This window comes from Sneathiella glossodoripedis JCM 23214 (assembly GCF_000616095.1).
GTDB classification, from domain to species: Bacteria; Pseudomonadota; Alphaproteobacteria; order Sneathiellales; family Sneathiellaceae; genus Sneathiella; species Sneathiella glossodoripedis.
In genome coordinates, this window is sequence record NZ_BAMS01000002.1 from 74,078 (window position 1) to 91,088 (window position 17,011).

The window sequence follows — 17,011 nt, forward strand, 5'->3', positions numbered from 1 at the left end:
CTCGCCGTTGCGGTTTCTGACTATGTGAAGATAAACTCTTTTCGCCCCTAGTTAAAGGGTAACAATCGAATACGCACGCCAACTTTGGTCTCAGGCTTAAGGTCGCGATCGCGGGTGTAATCTCGTTTAACTTCCAGTGCGAAACCAAAACATTCGTCTAGATACTCCAATCCAGCTCTGGCTTCGATAGAGTCATTCTCTTCCAGATCCCGGCGATAGCTGCCATATGTACTCCAGAAATCGGCCAATTGGACGCGTCCGGCAACATATATCTCGTGGCGACTTTCAAGTCCGATTGCAGCTTGATCATCAGCAAGGCTCAAATAGCCAAGCTCAAACCAGTTTTTATCCGACCCGAGACGCATATCCAACTCGTGTCGAGCCAGAGACAAATCATCTTGGTCAATTCGAACCCGTTGCGAATAGCTGAAATATTCGTTGGGTTGAATGGCCAAACGTGCCACATAGTCTGAAGTCTGGTTTTCAAGGCCGCTTCCCTCACTAAATCCTGTATCGTTACTTTCATACAGGCTTTGACCAATCAAAAAAGAGGTATAGCCACCCTCAGAGCCATAGAATCCAAAATTCACGCCGTAGTTCAGTCTTGCACCTTCTTCGACGGAATCAAGTCCTGCGGATCTGTTGAAACCAAATAAATTGGTATCGTCAAACTCAAAACTGAGGCTATCTTCATTGGGAGTGTTTTTACTACCCAGGGATTCTGACCAAACAGCTTCAACAATTGGTTCAACTGTCTGGCGTACGGACCCTGTACTTCGGACAAATGGATAACTCCATTTAAACGACACTGCGGGTATTACACGTCCTGTAACACTTTCGCTGGTGTCACTGGTTGGATCAAATGGGTCATCCAACTGATCGCGAGAATAATAGGCATCGCCGCGAATGGTCGCATCCAGCGACATAACCTGACCCGATGGTGAAGTATGTGGTAGATGCCATCCAGCGGATGCAGAAAGACGATTTGTGTCCTGCCCCTCAGTGCGGATCAGCATGAGTGCGTCTACATCAACACTGAAACGAGAGCCGACTTTATCGGGCTCGCTTATGTAATGATATTCAAGCCAACCGGGGACAAAAGGCGTCTCCCCGCTGTCATCCTCCTCATTCAGTGCTTGGAATGCAATTGCACTCAACCTGGTGAAATTGCGGCCTCGCAAACCCTGCACATAGGCAGTCGACGTGAGAGTATCAGCATCACTGATGTCATACTTCTCCAAATAGGTGTCGTGGGAGGTGGCAAAGAAGTTATATCCCCATACCCAATCGTCGCGCAGGGCAAACTCACCAATACCTCTGATATGTCCCTGAATTTCCTGATCGCCGGTTTTGATGTTTTCGCGATCTCTCTCATCTACATAAGTCACAGATGCATCCAGAACCATATCACCAGTTTCAAAAGCCTGACGATACTCGGTGGCGATTTGCACTCCTTCTTTGCTCGTAACAAGAGGGGTGATGGTCATATCTTTGTCTTCAGAGATGACATAATAATAAGGGACTGATAGCCCATACCCAAGGCGGCTGGATTCAAACGCGGATGGTGCTAGGAATCCACTTTTTCGCTCAACTGTAGGATCAGGGTGACTGAAGTAGGGTGTATAAAAAACCGGAATACCGAAGAATTCGAGAACGGCATTTTCATACGCGATGGTCTGATCGGCCTTGTTATGCTCAACTTTACTGGATTTTAGCTGCCAAAGGGGGTCCGCTTCAGGATCCTCTTCACACAAACTGCAGGAGCTGAACACTGCTTTGTTCAGAACTGTTTTTGTCTCACTTTCCCGAACAGCACTATACGCTGCGAGGCGGGAGTTATCGGCAAAAAGTATTCTGATTTCGCGAATAGTACCGGTTTTAAACTCGTTTGACAGGGTGACCCTATCGGCAAAAACCACGTCTCCTGACGGCTCTAGAAGAGCAATATTTCCAACTGCTTCAACAGTATCCGCAGCAACATTATAAATAACCTGGTCCGCTTTTAATATGCGGTCACCTTGCACAATCTCAACATTACCGGTTGCGGTAACTGTTTCCGTTTTCTGGTCATACGCGATTTCATCTGCGCTAAATAAAGACTCATGTTGGAAGTCAACGGATGGGGCTATTTCTTTTGCACTGACGATATCAATCGCGACGGTATTTAAAAAGGTACTGGCAAGCAAGGCGGGCAGAAGACGTGTCATGAGTTAGCCGTCCTCCAAATGGAACATCATCGAAAGGCCAAGCAATGTAATTGCAACCGAAGGTGTCCAGGCGGCTAAAAGAACTGGCAGATTTCCCGCAAGTCCCAATGCCAAAATGATATCGGTGAAAAAGTAGAACACGAAACCTGTTGTAATCCCCGCCATAACCAATAGGCCTGTTTTTCCCCGCCGCGTGGCTCTTAAGCTAAAAGTTGCTGCGACCAGAACCATTGCAAGTAATAAAACTGGCCGCGCAATTAGACTGTGCCAATATATACGATGGTTCAATGCGGAAAATCCAGCTTCTTCAAGGGTGTCGATGAAACCCGGTAAATCCCAGAACGAAATCTGCTTCGGTGGGGCAAAGCTTTCCTGAATTTGTGCTGCGGTTAGGCTGGTGGAAATCTGTAGACTCTCCAATACTTCACCGGGTTGCTCAGGACTGGTCAGCAGAACGCCTTTCAAATCCCAATAACCATCTCGCAATCGCGCGTGGTCGGCTTCAATTCTGCCTGTGAAATTCTCTTCTGCATCATACTGAAAAATCACAACCTCTGTCAGGTCAATGCCTTGGTTTATTGCACCGCGGGCATGAATTACAGAAAGTCCGTCATCATCCACCTGGCGAAGCCACAAGTTATCAGATGTTAAAACCAGCAGGTTCGAACGTCTTTCAAAATACTTGGCCTCAAGCTGTGCAGAATAGGATTGCATCGCCGCTGCGATCGGATTGATGACCGTTAGCATCAAAATTCCGAGGAAAAATGCGATGGCTAGCGATGGCATTAGGAATAGCCATGCAGACACGCCAGCTGCTCTTATAACGGTTAATTCATTTGTCCGCGACAATCTGAAAAAGGTCAGCATCCCACCAAAGAGGGCAATAAACGGGAATAAGATTTGGGCAAGTGTTGGTAAACGCAACAGGGCAAGCTCTACTGGTACCCACAGGGTTAGGTGGTCTTTATCGCTGGACCGGCGCAGAAACTCAATAAAATCTGCAATGAAAACGATTGCCATTATGACGGCAAAAATGATTGCAACGTTTTTGAGAAACTGTTTGCCCAGATACAGAGAAAGTGTGCCGGAAAGCTTCACTGCTACAGACCTCCCTGTTCAGGTTTTTGCGAAGGCGGGAGGATGCTTCTGGATCTGAATGGTATTGATATCCGACCGCCACTCGCAAGATGTGCGGCGAGCAGCGAAGCCAGCACAGGTAGAATATAGATTGGCACGACAAAGGCCGCGTTCTTCTCAATCAGATTAAATAGGGCAAGAGCGCAAACCACCAGCAATATACCGCTGCCCCCCGCTGCAAACAGTTTAGGTGCTCTGCCGCGCCTGCTAAATTCTCCGCTCATGGTGCCAGCCAAAGCAATGAGTGCCAAGGCGATGGTATAGATAGGTAAAACAAGGCGGTTATGCAGCTCCGATCGGATCTTGGCAAGATTTTTCTCGGAAATTTCTTCCTCTTCAGGCCAGAGTAATTCGTGGATATATCGAGCTTCTGCCCTTAAGTATGACCCAGACCTTTGTTTTTCAAACTGACTGAGATCCAGCGTATAGTCATCAAAATACAGGATGCTCAGTTTGGCTTCATCTTTGCGGACTTCCTGCAAATTTCCATTCTTCATATAAAAACGGGGACCAGCATCTGTTTTGATGAAGGCTCCTTCCTGGGCCATATATGTCACAGGCTTTTCCCGGACCCTTTCATCATGGACGAGAATACCCAGCAGCTTCCCACTGTCCGTTTTTTCGCGAATATAAACTGTCACATTGTTCGAGATACTGTTGAATACCCCCTCGCGCAATACGACAGAGGCAAGACTCTCCCGCCATTCAACTCTAAGCTCACGTAATGTGCGAACTCCAAAAGGGGTGACGTAAAAGCTGAAAATATACAGAAGCACCGTCAAAAACAGAGCGAGATACATCACTGGTTTCATAAGCGCAGCTTTGCTTAGTCCAGCAGACCACATCACTATCAATTCTGACTCTGTGTAGAGCTTGTTAAACGTAAATAAAATTCCGAAAAACAGCCCCAGCATTAGGGTGAATTTCAAAATACCCGGCAGCAACAATACTGTTAGCGTCAGAAAGGTACTGATTGGCAAACCTGTTATTAATTTTTCCACGAATTGCAGGGTCTGCGATAGCCAGATTACCCCTGTTAGCGCAAAGGTAATGAACAGGGTCGGGCCCAGCAGCTGAACAATAATATACCAATTGATCTTTTTCATGGGGGCAGTATAGCGAAAGTCTCGTCAAGCGCTATTAAAGAAGCGCCTTGATTTGCAGAAAAAAGTTATAATTTGAAACAGTTGGGGGTCAAAGCTGGATTGGCCTTATTTTAAATCTATTCCATGTTGAACCTGTCTGCCAGCTAGGGTATGCAGGTAATCAAAGTAACCAATATAACAATCAGGGGTTTCCCATGAATTTTGTCTTCTCAGAAATTGCCTTGCCACAAAATGGTACTCTCGCCATTCCGGTATTTGCTGAAAACACCCTTTCACCGACCGCGCAGGAAGTGAACGACATGACCGATGGTGCTCTTGTTCGTGCGATTGAAGATAGCCGTTTCAAGGGTAAATCCGGCGACATGCTGGTTGTCATGGCACCGCAAGGTGTGGAGGTGTCCCGCGTCGTTCTGTTTGGTCTCGGTGAACCGGAAGAGCTGAAACTTGCAGATTTTGAAAATCTGGGTGGCAAGTTGATTGGAAAACTGAATGCATCAGGTGCTAAAAAGGTCCGCGTGATACTGGATGGACTGGTTGATAGCCCTATCACAGATGGTGAAGCTGCCGCTCGTGTTGCATTCGGTGCCCAGCTCGCGTCTTATCGCTTTGACAAGTACAAAACTGATCAGGATGATGACAGCCTACCATCAGTTGAAGATTTTGAAGTCGCCTCCGCCTCTGCAGATGAAGCTAAATCATTGTATGGCGATTTGGATGCCATCGCGCAGGGTGTCTTTTTGACCCGTGATTTGGTGAGTGAACCTGCCAATTCTCTGTACCCTGAAACCTTCGCTGCCCGGTGCAAGGAGCTTGCAGATTTAGGTGTCGAAGTCGAAGTGCTTGGTGAAGCCGAAATGGAAGAGCTGGGCATGGGGGCGTTATTAGGGGTCGGGCAGGGATCTGTCCGTGAAAGCCAGCTTGTAGTCATGAAGTGGAATGGCAACCCTGACGCCAAAGACAGCAAACCGCTTGCTTTTGTGGGTAAGGGCGTTTGCTTTGATACTGGCGGTATTTCATTAAAGCCCGGTCCGGGCATGGAAGAAATGAAATGGGACATGGGCGGCGCTGGAACAGTAACTGGCCTTATGAAAGCTCTTGCTGGGCGGAAAGCGAAAGTTAATGCCGTCGGTGTCATTGGCCTTGTTGAAAATATGCCAGATGGAAATGCGCAGCGTCCGGGTGATATTGTGAAATCCATGTCTGGACAGACTATAGAAATTCTAAACACGGATGCTGAAGGCCGACTGGTACTTGCAGATGCTCTGTGGTACACGCAGGATCGCTTTGACCCGAGCCTCATTATTGATTTGGCGACCCTTACGGGGGCGATTATCATCTCACTTGGGCATGAAAACGCGGGCCTGTTTTCAAATAATGATGAACTGGCAGACCAGATTTTTGCATCCGGTAAAGCTGTTGGTGAAGGTGTCTGGCGTTTCCCACTTCAACCTGAATACGCCAAACAGATTAAATCCCCAATAGCCGATATGCAGAATATCGGAACTGGTGGGCGTGGTGCTGGATCCATTGTGGCCGCTGAATTTCTTCAAAAATTTGTAAATGGCAAGCCTTGGGCTCATCTTGATATTGCTGGCATGGCATGGTCTAAAAAAGACACCCCAACTGTACCCAAAGGGGGAACGGGATATGGCGTGCGGTTGCTGGATGAATTCGTTCGGCGCAATCACGAAGGAAAGTAACTTTTTGAATGGTTGAGGTCAGCTTTTATCACTTGCAGGCCCAGCCGCTTGAGCAGGTATTGCCGCGTTTGCTTGAAAAAGTAAGTGAACGCGGCCTTCGTGCTCTGCTTCGCCTTAAGTCAATCGAATTGTCTGAACGGCTGAACACAGAACTTTGGACTTATTCCGCCCCGTCTTTTTTACCTCACGGAAGTGATCAGGACGAAAACCCTGAGCAGCAGCCGATTTTACTAACGACTGATACTGCATCGAACCCCAATTCTGCATCAGTGCTTGTCTTGCTCGAAGATGCTGACGCCGCCGACATAGCGGATTTTGATCGCTGCCTCTATATGTTCGATGGTAATGATCCTGAAAGTCTTCAATTGGCCAGAGCGCGCTGGAAAAGTTTCAAGGCAGAAGGGCTAGAAGTGACCTATTGGCAGCAGGAGCAGGGGCGTTGGGTCAAGAAAGCCTGACTATTCAAGCTTCCAGACCTTCAAGTTCTTCCTGTTTCAGCATCCATTCCGCTTCAATCTTTTCCAGTTTAGAGTTCAGATCACCAATTTCTGCGACGATTTTGGCTTGATAATCAGAGCCTTTCTCGTAAGTCTCCGGGGCCGCCATGATGTCTTCCAGCTTGCCTTTTTCGCTTTCCAGCTTTTGAATCTGGTTTTCAAGCTTGCTGATTTCCTTGCGAAGAGGGGCCATTGCTGCACGGTTCTGGGCACGTTGCTTTCGTGCTTCCTTGCCGCTTAATCTAGGTTGTTCGGTGTGTTTCTCTGCAGTTGAAATCGGTTTGCCAGCGCCGGCCGATCTGGCTGTTTCCAACACAAGCTTCTTATAGTCCTCTATGTCACCATCAAACCGCTTTACACCACCTTCTGCGACCAGCCACAAATCGTCCGCAACCAGACTGACCAGATGCGGGTCATGGCTAATCAGAATAACGGCGCCTTCATATTCGTTCAGGCCCTGTACCAGCGCTTCTCGCGCATCGACGTCCAAATGGTTTGTCGGCTCATCAAGGATCAACAGATGCGGTTGATCCACTGATAACAGGCAGAAGGTCAGGCGCGATTTCTCCCCCCCTGAAAGTTGCGCTACAGGCACGTCTGATTTATCCTTGGAAAAGCCAAATTGTCCAAGGCGCGCCCGGATTTTGGCTTCACCCACATTGCCAAGTTTTGCAGCCAGATGTTGATATGCCGTCTCGTCAGGACGCATTTCATCAAGCTGGTGTTGGGCGAAAAAACCGATTTTCAGTTTGGAGGATTTATTCAGTTGCCCCCCCATACGCTGTAATTTACCCGCCAGTAGCTTTGCAAATGTTGATTTACCGTTACCGTTCTGACCCAGAAGCGCAATGCGATCTTCCATATCAATCCGAAGATCCAGCCCCTTAAGCACAGGTTTATCTGGCGAATATCCTGCACTCGCGCCTTCCATGGAAATGATCGGAGAGGAGAGCGGCTCAGGGGATGGAAAATGAAAATTGACCGTATATTCTTCCATGACTGAAGCAATTGGCTTCATTTTCTCAAGCATTTTTACACGGCTTTGCGCTTGGCGTGCCTTGGAAGCCTTCGCCCGGAAACGATCGACAAATGATTGCAGATGTTTACGCTGGGCCTCCTGTTTTTTGGCCATTGCAGCATTTAATGCCAGTTGCTCTGCCCGGGTTTTTTCGAAGAAATCATAGTTACCCGTATATTTGACAAGTTGTCTGTTTTCCAAATGGACAATCGTACCTGCAACATTATTCAGAAGATCACGATCGTGACTGACAATAATGAGCGTATGCGGATAGTTTCTGAGGAAGTTTTCAAGCCACAAAGTCGCTTCCAGATCCAGATAGTTGCTTGGCTCATCGAGGAGCAAGAGATCTGGATTGGAAAAAAGCGTGCCTGCAAGGCTGACGCGAGTACGCCACCCCCCGGAATAAGAAGAGCAGGGGCGCTTCTGTGCCTCGTGATCAAAGCCTAGACCTGCAAGGATTTTAGCCGCACGGCTTTCTGCGCTATGGGCATCAATATCCGCAAGTCGCGTGTGAATTTCCGCGATGCGCATTGGATCTTCGGCTGTTTCTGCTTCCGCCATAAGGGAAGCCCGCTCGACATCTGCTGCCAATACAGCTTCAATCAGACTTTCCGGACCCGATGGCGCTTCTTGCGGCAGGACACCCAGTCTGGCACCGTTCTGCAATTGAATAGAACCGGAATCGCTTGCTAGCTCTCCAGTAATCAGTTTTAGCAAGGTGGATTTCCCGGTGCCATTGCGACCAATCAATCCCACTTTATGTCCGGCAGGAATGTGAACACTTGCATCTTCAAGAAGTGTGCGTCCGGCAACCCGGTATGTAAGCTCTTTAATCTGTAACATGGCGCGAAGCTCTAGCAGCTTTTTATCCCGCAGGACACAAAAATACTAAGGCAAAGCCTAAAAAATTCGGTAATTCTGTTGCAGCATTGTTTGCATACGGTTATAAGGCGCAAAATTCTTTTTTCTGTTCCTCCAACCAGAGTGATGACAATGGCTTTAGAACGTACTTTTTCAATCATTAAACCAGATGCAACCCGCCGTAACCTGACAGGTAAAATCAACGCTGTTTTCGAAGAAGCTGGACTGCGTATCGTAGCCCAGAAACGTATTCGTATGACTCGTGAAAATGCAGAAGCATTTTATGCGGTTCATAAAGAGCGTCCTTTCTTCGGTGAACTTGTTGACTTCATGACATCAGGTCCAGTTGTGGTTCAGGTTCTGGAAGGTGAAAATGCTGTTGCTAAAAACCGCGAGGTTATGGGTGCAACAAATCCTGCGGACGCTGCTCCTGGCACAATCCGCAAAGAATTTGCTGAAAGCATCGAAGCAAACTCAGTTCACGGCTCAGACAGCCCTGAAAATGCTGCGATTGAAATTTCACAGTTCTTCTCACAGTTTGAAATTGTTGGCTAACGACTGATAGTTTCCGAAAAAAGGGCTCCCATCAGGGGGCCCTTTTTTATGTGAAATTACAGGTGACAGAGAATCTCTCGCGCTTTTTCGAAATATAAAATCTGATGAGTAAGGACGTTTGCGGTTGTTATCCATTTGAAGAATATTGTGTTTTAAAATTACGAAAAATATTCTTGACGTGAAACTTTATTAAGGTCAGTGTTGTTGACCTTAATGATGTCACAGGATTTTATTGATGAGTTGGACCAATAAATTTTCAGAAGATGCAAGGGCAATAGAAGCATCTGAAATTCGCGAACTGCTAAAAATTCTGGCAGACCCCAATATTCTTTCATTTGCTGGTGGAATTCCCGACCCTGAATTATTTCCGATGGCGGATATCTCTTCTATTCGCAATACCATTGAACTGGACCCTGTTTTGTCCAAAGAATCCATGCAGTATTCGGCCACTGAAGGGTATATGCCACTGAGAGAGTGGATCGCTGAACGCTGTACTACTGAAAATCTTGCTCTGACATCAGACAACATTCTGGTTACCAGTGGGGCGCAGCAATCGCTGACATTGCTGGCTGCCGCTCTTATGGATCCGGATTTGCCCGTCGCTGTTGCCGATCCAACCTATTTAGGGGCGTTGCAGGTTTTTATGACGCGCAGGCCCAAATTCGTAACCGTGCAGACTGACGAGGATGGTTTAATTCCAAGCAGTTTGGAAGAAGCCTTCAAGGCAGGTGCACGGATCCTCTATACCATTCCTGATTTCCAAAATCCGGGTGGGATGACGATCCCTCTGGATCGGCGCCGTGAAATTGTCGAACTGGCTCATAAATATGATGTCGTCATTCTGGAGGATACTGCTTATAGAACCCTCTATTATGATGGTCCTGCGCCGGCTTCCCTATTGGAAGTGGAAGGTGACTATCTGGGGCAGGGTAAATGGCAAAGCGAAGGACTTGTGATACAGGTTGGAACCGCTTCAAAAACGCTTATGCCTGCCTTGCGTGTGGGGTGGACCATTGCACCGAAAGCATTGTTCGAAAAGCTTGTCATCCTTAAGCAGGCCAATGATCTGCAGACCTCCTGCATGAACCAGATGATGGCATTTAAACTGTTCAGCAGCATTTTGGATGACCATGTTCAAAAACTTCGTGAAGTTTACGGTGAACGCCGGGATGCCATGGTTAAGGCGTTACGCAGATATCTGCCAAACAATGTCCGTTTTACTGAGCCGGCTGGCGGCATGTTTGTCTGGTTGCAGTTGCCCGACGGGCTGGATGCAAAGGAACTTCTGGCGAAATCACTGGAAAGTGAGAAAATAGCATTTGTCCCAGGTGCTGCTTTTCACGCAACTGGTACCGGCAAAAACACATTGCGGTTGTCTTTCTCTACCTGCAAACCGCCAGTAATCGATGATGCCATGCGGCGCTTGGCGAACCTGATCGCCGCCGAAGAGAGAAGGCGTGTCGCTTAAGGCTTGCAAGCTTTCATTCTAAAAGAATTTAAAAGGCGCCGGTTTTGGCGCCTTTTTTTAATCTGAACGGCCGTTTTCAGCTTTGTCAAAAAGGGCAACTGTATCCGCGCCCCCGCGTGGATTGTCACTGTGACGGCAATGACCGTCTATAATAGCACCGGGCTCAATACTCAGCGAAGAATTTGTGACATCACCTTTCACGCGGCCCGAAGCGGTAATGGCTACATCATGGGCGACGATATTGCCATCGACCTTTCCATGGATGATAAGGGTATCGACTTCGATATCACCCGTTACATGGGCAGTATCCCCTAAAGTAAGCTTTTGCGCGCGAATATTGCCAGCAACAATGCCATTGACCTGAAGCTCACCGTCACACTCCAAATCCCCGGATATGACGAGCCCTTTTGCAATAATGGAGGGCATATCCACACCAGTCTGTCCTTTTTTGTCCTGACCGCTTGAAAACATTATGATGCCCACCCCTCTTGAAAATTGATTAGTCCTTGGCTTCCTCTAAAACGCTACTGGTTTTAAAGGCGTAGTTCCCAGCTTTGAAAAACTTGGCCGGGTTCTGGTTTTTACCATTATATATGATTTCATAATGCACATGACGGCCGGTACTACGACCTGTTGATCCCATGGTTCCAATTTTGGTTCTGAAATCCACCTGATCGCCGCGTTTGACATGAATTTTTTTCAGATGACCAAACTTGGTTTTAAACCCTTGTCCATGATCGATTTCCACCATCTTCCCATATGCACCGCTATGACCGGCAAAGACCACTTTTCCCGGTGCAGTTGCCAAAATAGGGGAGTTGCGGGGGCCACTCATGTCTATACCCGCATGAAAAGCTTTCTTCTTGGAAATCGGATCGCGGCGCATGCCGAAACTTGAAGTCACATAACCACTATCCAGTGGCCGCGCCAGCGGGATGTTCTTCATCAGGGAATTCAGCGTTGTCCATTTGGCAAGGCTTGCCTCCATTTTGAGGGCATCCTGATAATAACGCTGTTCGACTTCCAGTAGCTCGCGCGTATTGGACAGTTCATTGAAGGGGCCGCCAATCCCTTCCACATTGTCGAGGGACAGAACCTCATCGGGGTTGAGGCCGGTTAGGGTAATGGTTTGTTTCAGCGCATCAATTCCCTGTTCCGCCTGTTCATGAACACGCGCAATCAGGTTCTTGTTCTGTTTGGAAATGGTTGCGATACGGCTTTTCAGATCCTGAACTTCATTTTGCAGGTTTTCGACCAGTACTTCTTTTTCAGACCGCTCTTTTTCAAATGTGGAAAGGCGTTTTTTGGTTTGCTGAAGTTCTTTGTAAATTTCATCCTTGGAGGATTGGAACATCTGCAGTTCGCGATTTAGCGAAGACAGGCGTTTTTGCGCAATCAGTTTTTCTTCCGCATGCATATCCCGCTCTTCAGCGGTCTGGTAAAGAGCTTTATTGATCTGAGTGATTTTCAGCGACAGCTCTTCACTGCGTTTGTTGGTTCTCTCCAGCCGCGAAGATAGCATCTTGATCCTGTTTTCCAGATCCTTCGCATATTCGTCACGGCTATTCAGATCATTGGCTTTTTTCTGCAACGTGGCAGTAGCCATCTGCAGGGTCGATTTCAAATTTTCCCGCTGACTCAGAATATCTTCCAATCGCGCATATTGCCGGTCCAGCTCTTCCTTTGTCATAGTCAGGTTGGAGCGGGCATAGAGCAGGTTGGACGAAACATCGCGGACCCGATCCTGCAGCAAAGCGAGTTGTCTCTCCTGCTTGGAAATGGTGACATCTTTGGCAATATTTTGACTGATCAGACCCGTAATCAGTGCAGCCGTACAAATGCCGCCAGCAACCAGCGAAACCTGCAGCCTTGTGCTGAACGAGTAATATTTGGGTTGACCGTTTTTACTGACAATGACTTGTCGGGGCGCGAAAATGCGTCCCAAAGTTCCCTTCAGATTCATCTGCTCCCCGCAAAGGTGTATTCCGTTGGTCCAAGACGGCAATTATTAAACCGATTTTCACTGAAACTGCAACTCTACAGAAGACGGTCTAAAGTCTGGCCTGTGACGCTCAGGAAACTTTCTGGGAGTGGCTCAAGGGCATGTAATAGTCAGGGGTGAGATCGGCTTCAGCCCGCGCAGCTTCATTAAATGGAGGTTTTAAAAGGCCTTTGAAGTTTTTTCTCACCAGTTCTTGCCAGAATTCACGAGGACTTTCATTCAGTCGGCCGCACAGGAAATGAAACCACCGGTTTCCCGTAGCCACATGTCCTATCTCTCTTCCAGAATGATTTTAAGAACATCTGCACTCTCTTCGTCGCCCATTTTCACGAATCGCGCGATCATTCCCGGCGTGACATCTAGCCTCTCGCTTCCAGAACCATCGGCACAATAGCCAGCCTTGCAGCAAAATTATTTCTAGTTTCGAAGGCAGCTTCCCAAAGTCCATCATGGGCGGGGAAGTCTCCATATTCGAAACCCAGTTTACGAATGCGTTTCTGTAACAATTGGAAATGCTTGCCCTCTTCAGCGCCGACCTTTACCCAATCATCAAAAAACGCCTTAGGCATGCCCTGATCACTGAATCTCAGCACCATGTCCCAAGCAAGGTCGATCGCATTCAGCTCAATATGCAAGACAGCATGGAGCAATGTCGCGCGGGCTTTATCTGACACACCGCGTCGCCGTGGCATTTCAGCCGGCGCTAACAGGGGCGGGCGCTCGGGGCGCCCCGGACGATCTGGCGCGGCGGCGAAACCAATTTGTGTTATCTCTGCATTTTGCCAACGTGCTGCATTTTCAACACTTAGCCGTGCTTTCTGATCGCCGTCGGTGGCTGTAAGAACAGCAAATGCCAGATCGCTCAGTGTGTCAGTCATCTAGAGCGCTTTTGCAGCCTCAAGGACTGCGTCCACATGGCCTTTGACCTTCACTTTGCGCCAGACATTGCGAACGGTGCCGGCTTCGTCCACTAAAAAGGTAGCACGTTCAATTCCCATATATTTACGGCCATACATGTTTTTCTCAACCCAGACACCAAAGGCCTCGCACACATCTCCCTCTTCATCACTGGCGAGGATCACTTGAAGGTCATGTTTTGTGCGGAATTTTTCGTGTTTGGCAATCGTATCTTTGGATACTCCGATTATTTTCACCCCAAGCGCATCAAATTCGCTTTTAAGCTCAGTAAAACCCTTCGCTTCAGTGGTGCAGCCCGGTGTGTCATCTTTGGGGTAGAAGTAAATTACATAGGGCGACCCTTTAAGGCTTTCATTGCTGATTTTCCCATCTGTATCTGTTTCCATTTCAAAGGCGGGAACTGTGCTTCCTGCTTCAGTCATGAGGTCTCCTGATCGTTAGAGTATTTGAAAAATTGTGCAGAGGTTATGAGCCTTTTTCCCCGGGCACAACTACAATTTTTTCAAAAACTTCGCTGACTTTGCGTTCCGTTTGCGCAAGCTTTTCGTTTAAATCCGAAAAGTCCTTAGCGCCACCAACTGTCGACAAAGCCTCTTTGAGAGCCAGCGGAATTTCATCGGTAACTATACGATCTTTAAGCGATAATCGGATCAGTCCTTGCAGATTGAGGTAAAAACCCATCGCGTTAATCAGTGCAGTGCCATCGGCTTCCTCCAGAAGACGGGCCTTCATCATTTCGCGCAGACTTTCAATTGTATTTGTCTGTAAAATTTCTGGGTGGTCTGCGCAATGGAGCAGCTTCAAATACTGGCAGATAAACTCCAGATCCATCAGGCCGCCTGCATGGTGTTTGAGCCGCCATATGGGTGCATTCGCATATTCCTGACGGATACGCCCCTGCATGTCCAACAGGTCGCCCGTAATTTTTTTGGTATCACGCGGTGCTTTAAGGATGGACTCCAATTCCTTTTGGGTGTCTGCAAGCAGGCTTTCATCTCCGACAATTGGACGGGCGCGGGTTAAGGCCAGGTGCTCCCATGTCCAGGCTTCTTTCATATAGTAATTGTTAAAGCCATCCAGTGGTAGCGCGATGGGGCCAGCCTTGCCATGGGGGCGCAGTCTCATGTCGACTTCATAGAGGAAACCCTCTCCAGTAAGGGCGCTTAATGCATTTATGAAGCGTTGGGAAAGCCGCGTATAAAATAACCCCGGTGCAATTGGTTTCGCCCCATCTGTCATCACATCTTCATCAGGCAGATCATATACAAAAATCAGATCTGCATCTGATCCGGGTGTCATTTCCATGCTGCCCAGTTTGCCCGCTGCCAGAACGGCAAACCGGCCTCCGGGAACAGAGCCATGCTTTTCACACAGCTCTTCCATGACTTGCGGCAAAATCCGGCTCATGACAATTTCCGCAATCTGGCTGAGGGGTTTACCTGCATTTACCGTTGGCCCGAGCGGATTGCCGTGGTCAATATTATTCAGGATCTGCACGCCGATCTGGAATTTAAGATCATTTATCCAGCGGCGACAGATATCCAGCACATCCTGATAGTCACGGGCAGTGGTGAGCATTTCATCCAGCTCTTCTTCAAGTATCGGGCGTTCTGCAATCGGGGCCATGAAATCGGAACTGAGAACCCCATCCAGCAACAGCGGATTACCCGCCAGACGGTCTGCCAGATCGGGTGCCATCCCCATAATTTTAGCGACAAGCTTGAGTAAGCTCGGATGAGCGGTAAATAAAGAAAATAACTGAACTCCGGCGGGTAATTTTCTTAAAAACGCGTCGAAACGCATGAAGCAGCGTCGGGATTGGCAGTATTAGCCAGATCCTCCAGAATAGTCGGCATCAAAGCCGTTAATAACTGCTGTGCCCGGACGGTGCGTGTGGCGCGGTATCGTCCATGATGCCATTCACGAACCAGCTTGGAAATGGCAGAGCTATCTGCAAAACCCAAGGCCTGCAAAGATTGAAGAGTCTCTGGATCATCTTCCGAGCCGGTGAAAACAAGCCGTCCGACTTTTCTTTCTTCATTTTCTTCAAACTGGAATAAAGCATCGTAATGGGCTTTGACTTGCAACAGCGTTGCTTCCAGCTTCTGACGGAAATCCTGAGGATCATCATAGCCCATAAACACTCCCAAGGCATCCAGTTCACCGGCCTCATCAGGAAGGAGTTGGGTTTGTTCGTCATTAATCATTTGCAGACGATGTTCCAGTGTTCGAAGAAATATATAGCTGTCCCTTAAATCATCTCGAACCTGCGCTTTGGTTTTTCCAGCCTCCACAAGGGCGTCAAGGGTTTCCAGCGTGCCTGAGGTTCGAAGACCCAAATCCCGCCCACCTTCAATCAGCTGTTGGGTTTGGCAGAAAAATTCGATTTCTCTAATGCCGCCGCGACCAATTTTTATGTTATGTCCATCGAGGGAAATTTCCCCAAATCCTTTATGGGTATGAATTTGGGATTTGATAGCCTGAATATCGGCAATCGCTGCGAAATCAAGAAATTTACGCCATACAAACGGGCGCAGAAACTCAATGAACTCAAGGCCTGCGTCAATATCACCAGCGATTGGGCGGGCTTTGATCATTGCGGCCCGTTCCCAATTTTGTCCCTGACTTTCATAATAGGTATGAGCAGCGGAAATTGGGAGTGCAATGGGAGTTGCGCCGGGGTCCGGGCGCAGACGTAAATCCGTTCGAAAGACATATCCATCCGCGGTGCGATCCTGCATCATGCGGACAAGGCTTTTGGTCATTCGAACCATATAATCTTCGAGAAATTTTCGACCCGTATAGGTTATTTTTTCGCGGTCAAACAGAACGATCAAATCAATGTCACTGGAATAATTGAGCTCAAAAGCTCCCAACTTGCCCATTCCCAGAATAATCACACCACAGTCTTTTGTTGGTTTATCCGCATCGGGCAGTTGCAAATCCCCTTTCTGATGACCCGCATAAAGTAAATGGGCGATGGCCGCATCCGTTGCGCTTGCTGCAAAATCGGACAGGGTTTTTGTTATTTTCATGAGCGGCCAAGCTCCGGCAATGTCACACGCCGCTGTCAAAAGAGCAATTCGGCGTTTGCCGACACGAAGCCCCTTCATGACGTCACTTTCAGTGTTTTGCGGGGCGCAGTCATTCTGCAGTTCACGAAAAATGAATTTCAGCGCTTTTTCACTGCCATCTTCCATCAAACGTTTGAAAAATGGAATTTCCTTGAGCAGACATTGACTGAGAAAAGGACTGTTGCCGAAAATGGCAGATAAAAAATCACTGGCGTCCTTAGAATTGCCCAATTCTTCTGCGAAACCTGACAGGATAGGATCCAAGGCTGTTTTTTCAGCCCAGTTTTCCATGTTTATAGCAAGCTGTTCCTCATGCGCAGCCTTTGGGAGTGAAACAATTTCTGTCAGGAAAGAAAATTTATTTTCAGCGGACATATCCAATAAATCCAATTTGGGTCATAGTAGGATTACGTAAATTCCATACTGTGCCAGTGTGCAATAATTCCAATAAGGTTCATAGCGTTT

15 protein-coding genes are annotated in these 17,011 nt (G+C 47.9%); 4 read left to right on the forward strand and 11 right to left on the reverse strand.

All coding sequences use genetic code 11. The features are described from left to right. Positions 1–47: 47 nt before the first annotated feature. From JCM23214_RS08365 to lptF, 3 genes are read right to left on the reverse strand one after another with little or no spacing between them, the layout of a single operon-like run. Entirely contained in the window at positions 48–2,207 is a 2,160-nt protein-coding gene (locus JCM23214_RS08365) for an LPS-assembly protein LptD (protein ID WP_025898557.1), read from the reverse strand. A gap of 3 nt (positions 2,208–2,210) precedes the next feature. Continuing rightward, positions 2,211–3,305, reverse strand: a complete 1,095-nt coding sequence (lptG, locus tag JCM23214_RS08370) for an LPS export ABC transporter permease LptG (RefSeq protein ID WP_025898558.1) — start codon at positions 3,303–3,305, stop codon at positions 2,211–2,213. A gap of 2 nt (positions 3,306–3,307) precedes the next feature. Then, complete coding sequence (lptF, locus tag JCM23214_RS08375) at positions 3,308–4,450, reverse strand: LPS export ABC transporter permease LptF (RefSeq protein ID WP_025898559.1); 1,143 nt, start codon at positions 4,448–4,450, stop codon at positions 3,308–3,310. 194 nt (positions 4,451–4,644) lie between these two features. On the opposite strand from lptF, the gene JCM23214_RS08380 reads away from it, so the two are divergent. Continuing rightward, a complete protein-coding gene (locus JCM23214_RS08380; RefSeq protein ID WP_025898560.1) occupies positions 4,645–6,150 on the forward strand; it encodes a leucyl aminopeptidase in 1,506 nt (501 codons plus the stop codon). Between the two features lie 8 nt (positions 6,151–6,158). Continuing rightward, positions 6,159–6,608 carry a DNA polymerase III subunit chi gene (locus JCM23214_RS08385; protein ID WP_025898561.1) on the forward strand — a complete coding sequence of 150 codons (450 nt, stop codon included), beginning with the start codon at positions 6,159–6,161 and terminating at the stop codon, positions 6,606–6,608. Between the two features lie 4 nt (positions 6,609–6,612). On the opposite strand, the gene JCM23214_RS08390 is transcribed toward JCM23214_RS08385, so the two are convergent. Beyond that, positions 6,613–8,511, reverse strand: coding sequence for an ABC-F family ATP-binding cassette domain-containing protein (locus tag JCM23214_RS08390; protein ID WP_025898562.1), 1,899 nt, complete (start codon positions 8,509–8,511; stop codon positions 6,613–6,615). Positions 8,512–8,661: 150 nt separating this feature from the next. Between JCM23214_RS08390 and ndk the strand changes: the two genes are divergently transcribed. Both ndk and JCM23214_RS08400 read left to right on the forward strand, forming a co-directional pair. Next, the gene (ndk, locus tag JCM23214_RS08395) at positions 8,662–9,084 is read left to right on the forward strand and encodes a nucleoside-diphosphate kinase (protein ID WP_025898563.1); all 423 of its coding nucleotides are present in this window, start codon (positions 8,662–8,664) and stop codon (positions 9,082–9,084) included. A gap of 235 nt (positions 9,085–9,319) precedes the next feature. Continuing rightward, complete coding sequence (locus JCM23214_RS08400) at positions 9,320–10,552, forward strand: aminotransferase-like domain-containing protein (RefSeq protein WP_025898564.1); 1,233 nt, start codon at positions 9,320–9,322, stop codon at positions 10,550–10,552. A 57-nt stretch (positions 10,553–10,609) separates the two neighbouring features. Here JCM23214_RS08400 and JCM23214_RS08405 read toward each other — a convergent pair whose 3' ends face one another. The 7 genes from JCM23214_RS08405 to JCM23214_RS22315 all read right to left on the reverse strand — a co-directional run bounded on the left by JCM23214_RS08405 (position 10,610) and on the right by JCM23214_RS22315 (position 16,921). Further along, complete coding sequence (locus tag JCM23214_RS08405) at positions 10,610–11,023, reverse strand: bactofilin family protein (protein ID WP_025898565.1); 414 nt, start codon at positions 11,021–11,023, stop codon at positions 10,610–10,612. A 28-nt stretch (positions 11,024–11,051) separates the two neighbouring features. Next, positions 11,052–12,515, reverse strand: a complete 1,464-nt coding sequence (locus JCM23214_RS22305; RefSeq protein ID WP_025898566.1) for a M23 family metallopeptidase — start codon at positions 12,513–12,515, stop codon at positions 11,052–11,054. 109 nt (positions 12,516–12,624) lie between these two features. Continuing rightward, a complete protein-coding gene (locus JCM23214_RS26595; RefSeq protein ID WP_199899437.1) occupies positions 12,625–12,819 on the reverse strand; it encodes a DUF455 family protein in 195 nt (64 codons plus the stop codon). A gap of 94 nt (positions 12,820–12,913) precedes the next feature. Beyond that, positions 12,914–13,432: a ferritin-like domain-containing protein gene (locus tag JCM23214_RS25915; protein WP_199899438.1), complete on the reverse strand. Its 519-nt coding sequence runs from the start codon at positions 13,430–13,432 to the stop codon at positions 12,914–12,916. Beyond that, the gene (gene bcp, locus JCM23214_RS08420; RefSeq protein WP_025898567.1) at positions 13,433–13,894 is read right to left on the reverse strand and encodes a thioredoxin-dependent thiol peroxidase; all 462 of its coding nucleotides are present in this window, start codon (positions 13,892–13,894) and stop codon (positions 13,433–13,435) included. 43 nt (positions 13,895–13,937) lie between these two features. After that, complete coding sequence (locus JCM23214_RS22310) at positions 13,938–15,275, reverse strand: [protein-PII] uridylyltransferase family protein (RefSeq protein WP_051548097.1); 1,338 nt, start codon at positions 15,273–15,275, stop codon at positions 13,938–13,940. After that, positions 15,254–16,921 carry a [protein-PII] uridylyltransferase family protein gene (locus tag JCM23214_RS22315; RefSeq protein ID WP_148301804.1) on the reverse strand — a complete coding sequence of 556 codons (1,668 nt, stop codon included), beginning with the start codon at positions 16,919–16,921 and terminating at the stop codon, positions 15,254–15,256. Before JCM23214_RS22315 ends, JCM23214_RS22310 begins: the two co-directional genes overlap by 22 nt. Between the last annotated feature and the right edge of the window lie 90 nt (positions 16,922–17,011).

Excerpts from the sequence above, each read along its gene's own strand:
- JCM23214_RS08380 (WP_025898560.1), top strand. The coding sequence starts at position 4,645 with ATGAATTTTGTCTTCTCAGAAATTGCCTTGCCACAAAATGGTACTCTC.
- ndk (WP_025898563.1), top strand. The coding sequence starts at position 8,662 with ATGGCTTTAGAACGTACTTTTTCAATCATTAAACCAGATGCAACCCGC.
- lptF (WP_025898559.1), bottom strand. The coding sequence starts at position 4,450 with ATGAAAAAGATCAATTGGTATATTATTGTTCAGCTGCTGGGCCCGACC.
- JCM23214_RS08390 (WP_025898562.1), bottom strand. The coding sequence starts at position 8,511 with ATGTTACAGATTAAAGAGCTTACATACCGGGTTGCCGGACGCACACTT.
- JCM23214_RS08365 (WP_025898557.1), bottom strand. The coding sequence starts at position 2,207 with ATGACACGTCTTCTGCCCGCCTTGCTTGCCAGTACCTTTTTAAATACC.
- JCM23214_RS22305 (WP_025898566.1), bottom strand. The coding sequence starts at position 12,515 with ATGAATCTGAAGGGAACTTTGGGACGCATTTTCGCGCCCCGACAAGTC.
- JCM23214_RS25915 (WP_199899438.1), bottom strand. The coding sequence starts at position 13,432 with ATGACTGACACACTGAGCGATCTGGCATTTGCTGTTCTTACAGCCACC.
- bcp (WP_025898567.1), bottom strand. The coding sequence starts at position 13,894 with ATGACTGAAGCAGGAAGCACAGTTCCCGCCTTTGAAATGGAAACAGAT.
- JCM23214_RS08400 (WP_025898564.1), top strand. The coding sequence starts at position 9,320 with ATGAGTTGGACCAATAAATTTTCAGAAGATGCAAGGGCAATAGAAGCA.
- JCM23214_RS08385 (WP_025898561.1), top strand. The coding sequence starts at position 6,159 with ATGGTTGAGGTCAGCTTTTATCACTTGCAGGCCCAGCCGCTTGAGCAG.
- JCM23214_RS08405 (WP_025898565.1), bottom strand. The coding sequence starts at position 11,023 with ATGTTTTCAAGCGGTCAGGACAAAAAAGGACAGACTGGTGTGGATATG.
- JCM23214_RS22315 (WP_148301804.1), bottom strand. The coding sequence starts at position 16,921 with ATGTCCGCTGAAAATAAATTTTCTTTCCTGACAGAAATTGTTTCACTC.
- JCM23214_RS22310 (WP_051548097.1), bottom strand. The coding sequence starts at position 15,275 with ATGCGTTTCGACGCGTTTTTAAGAAAATTACCCGCCGGAGTTCAGTTA.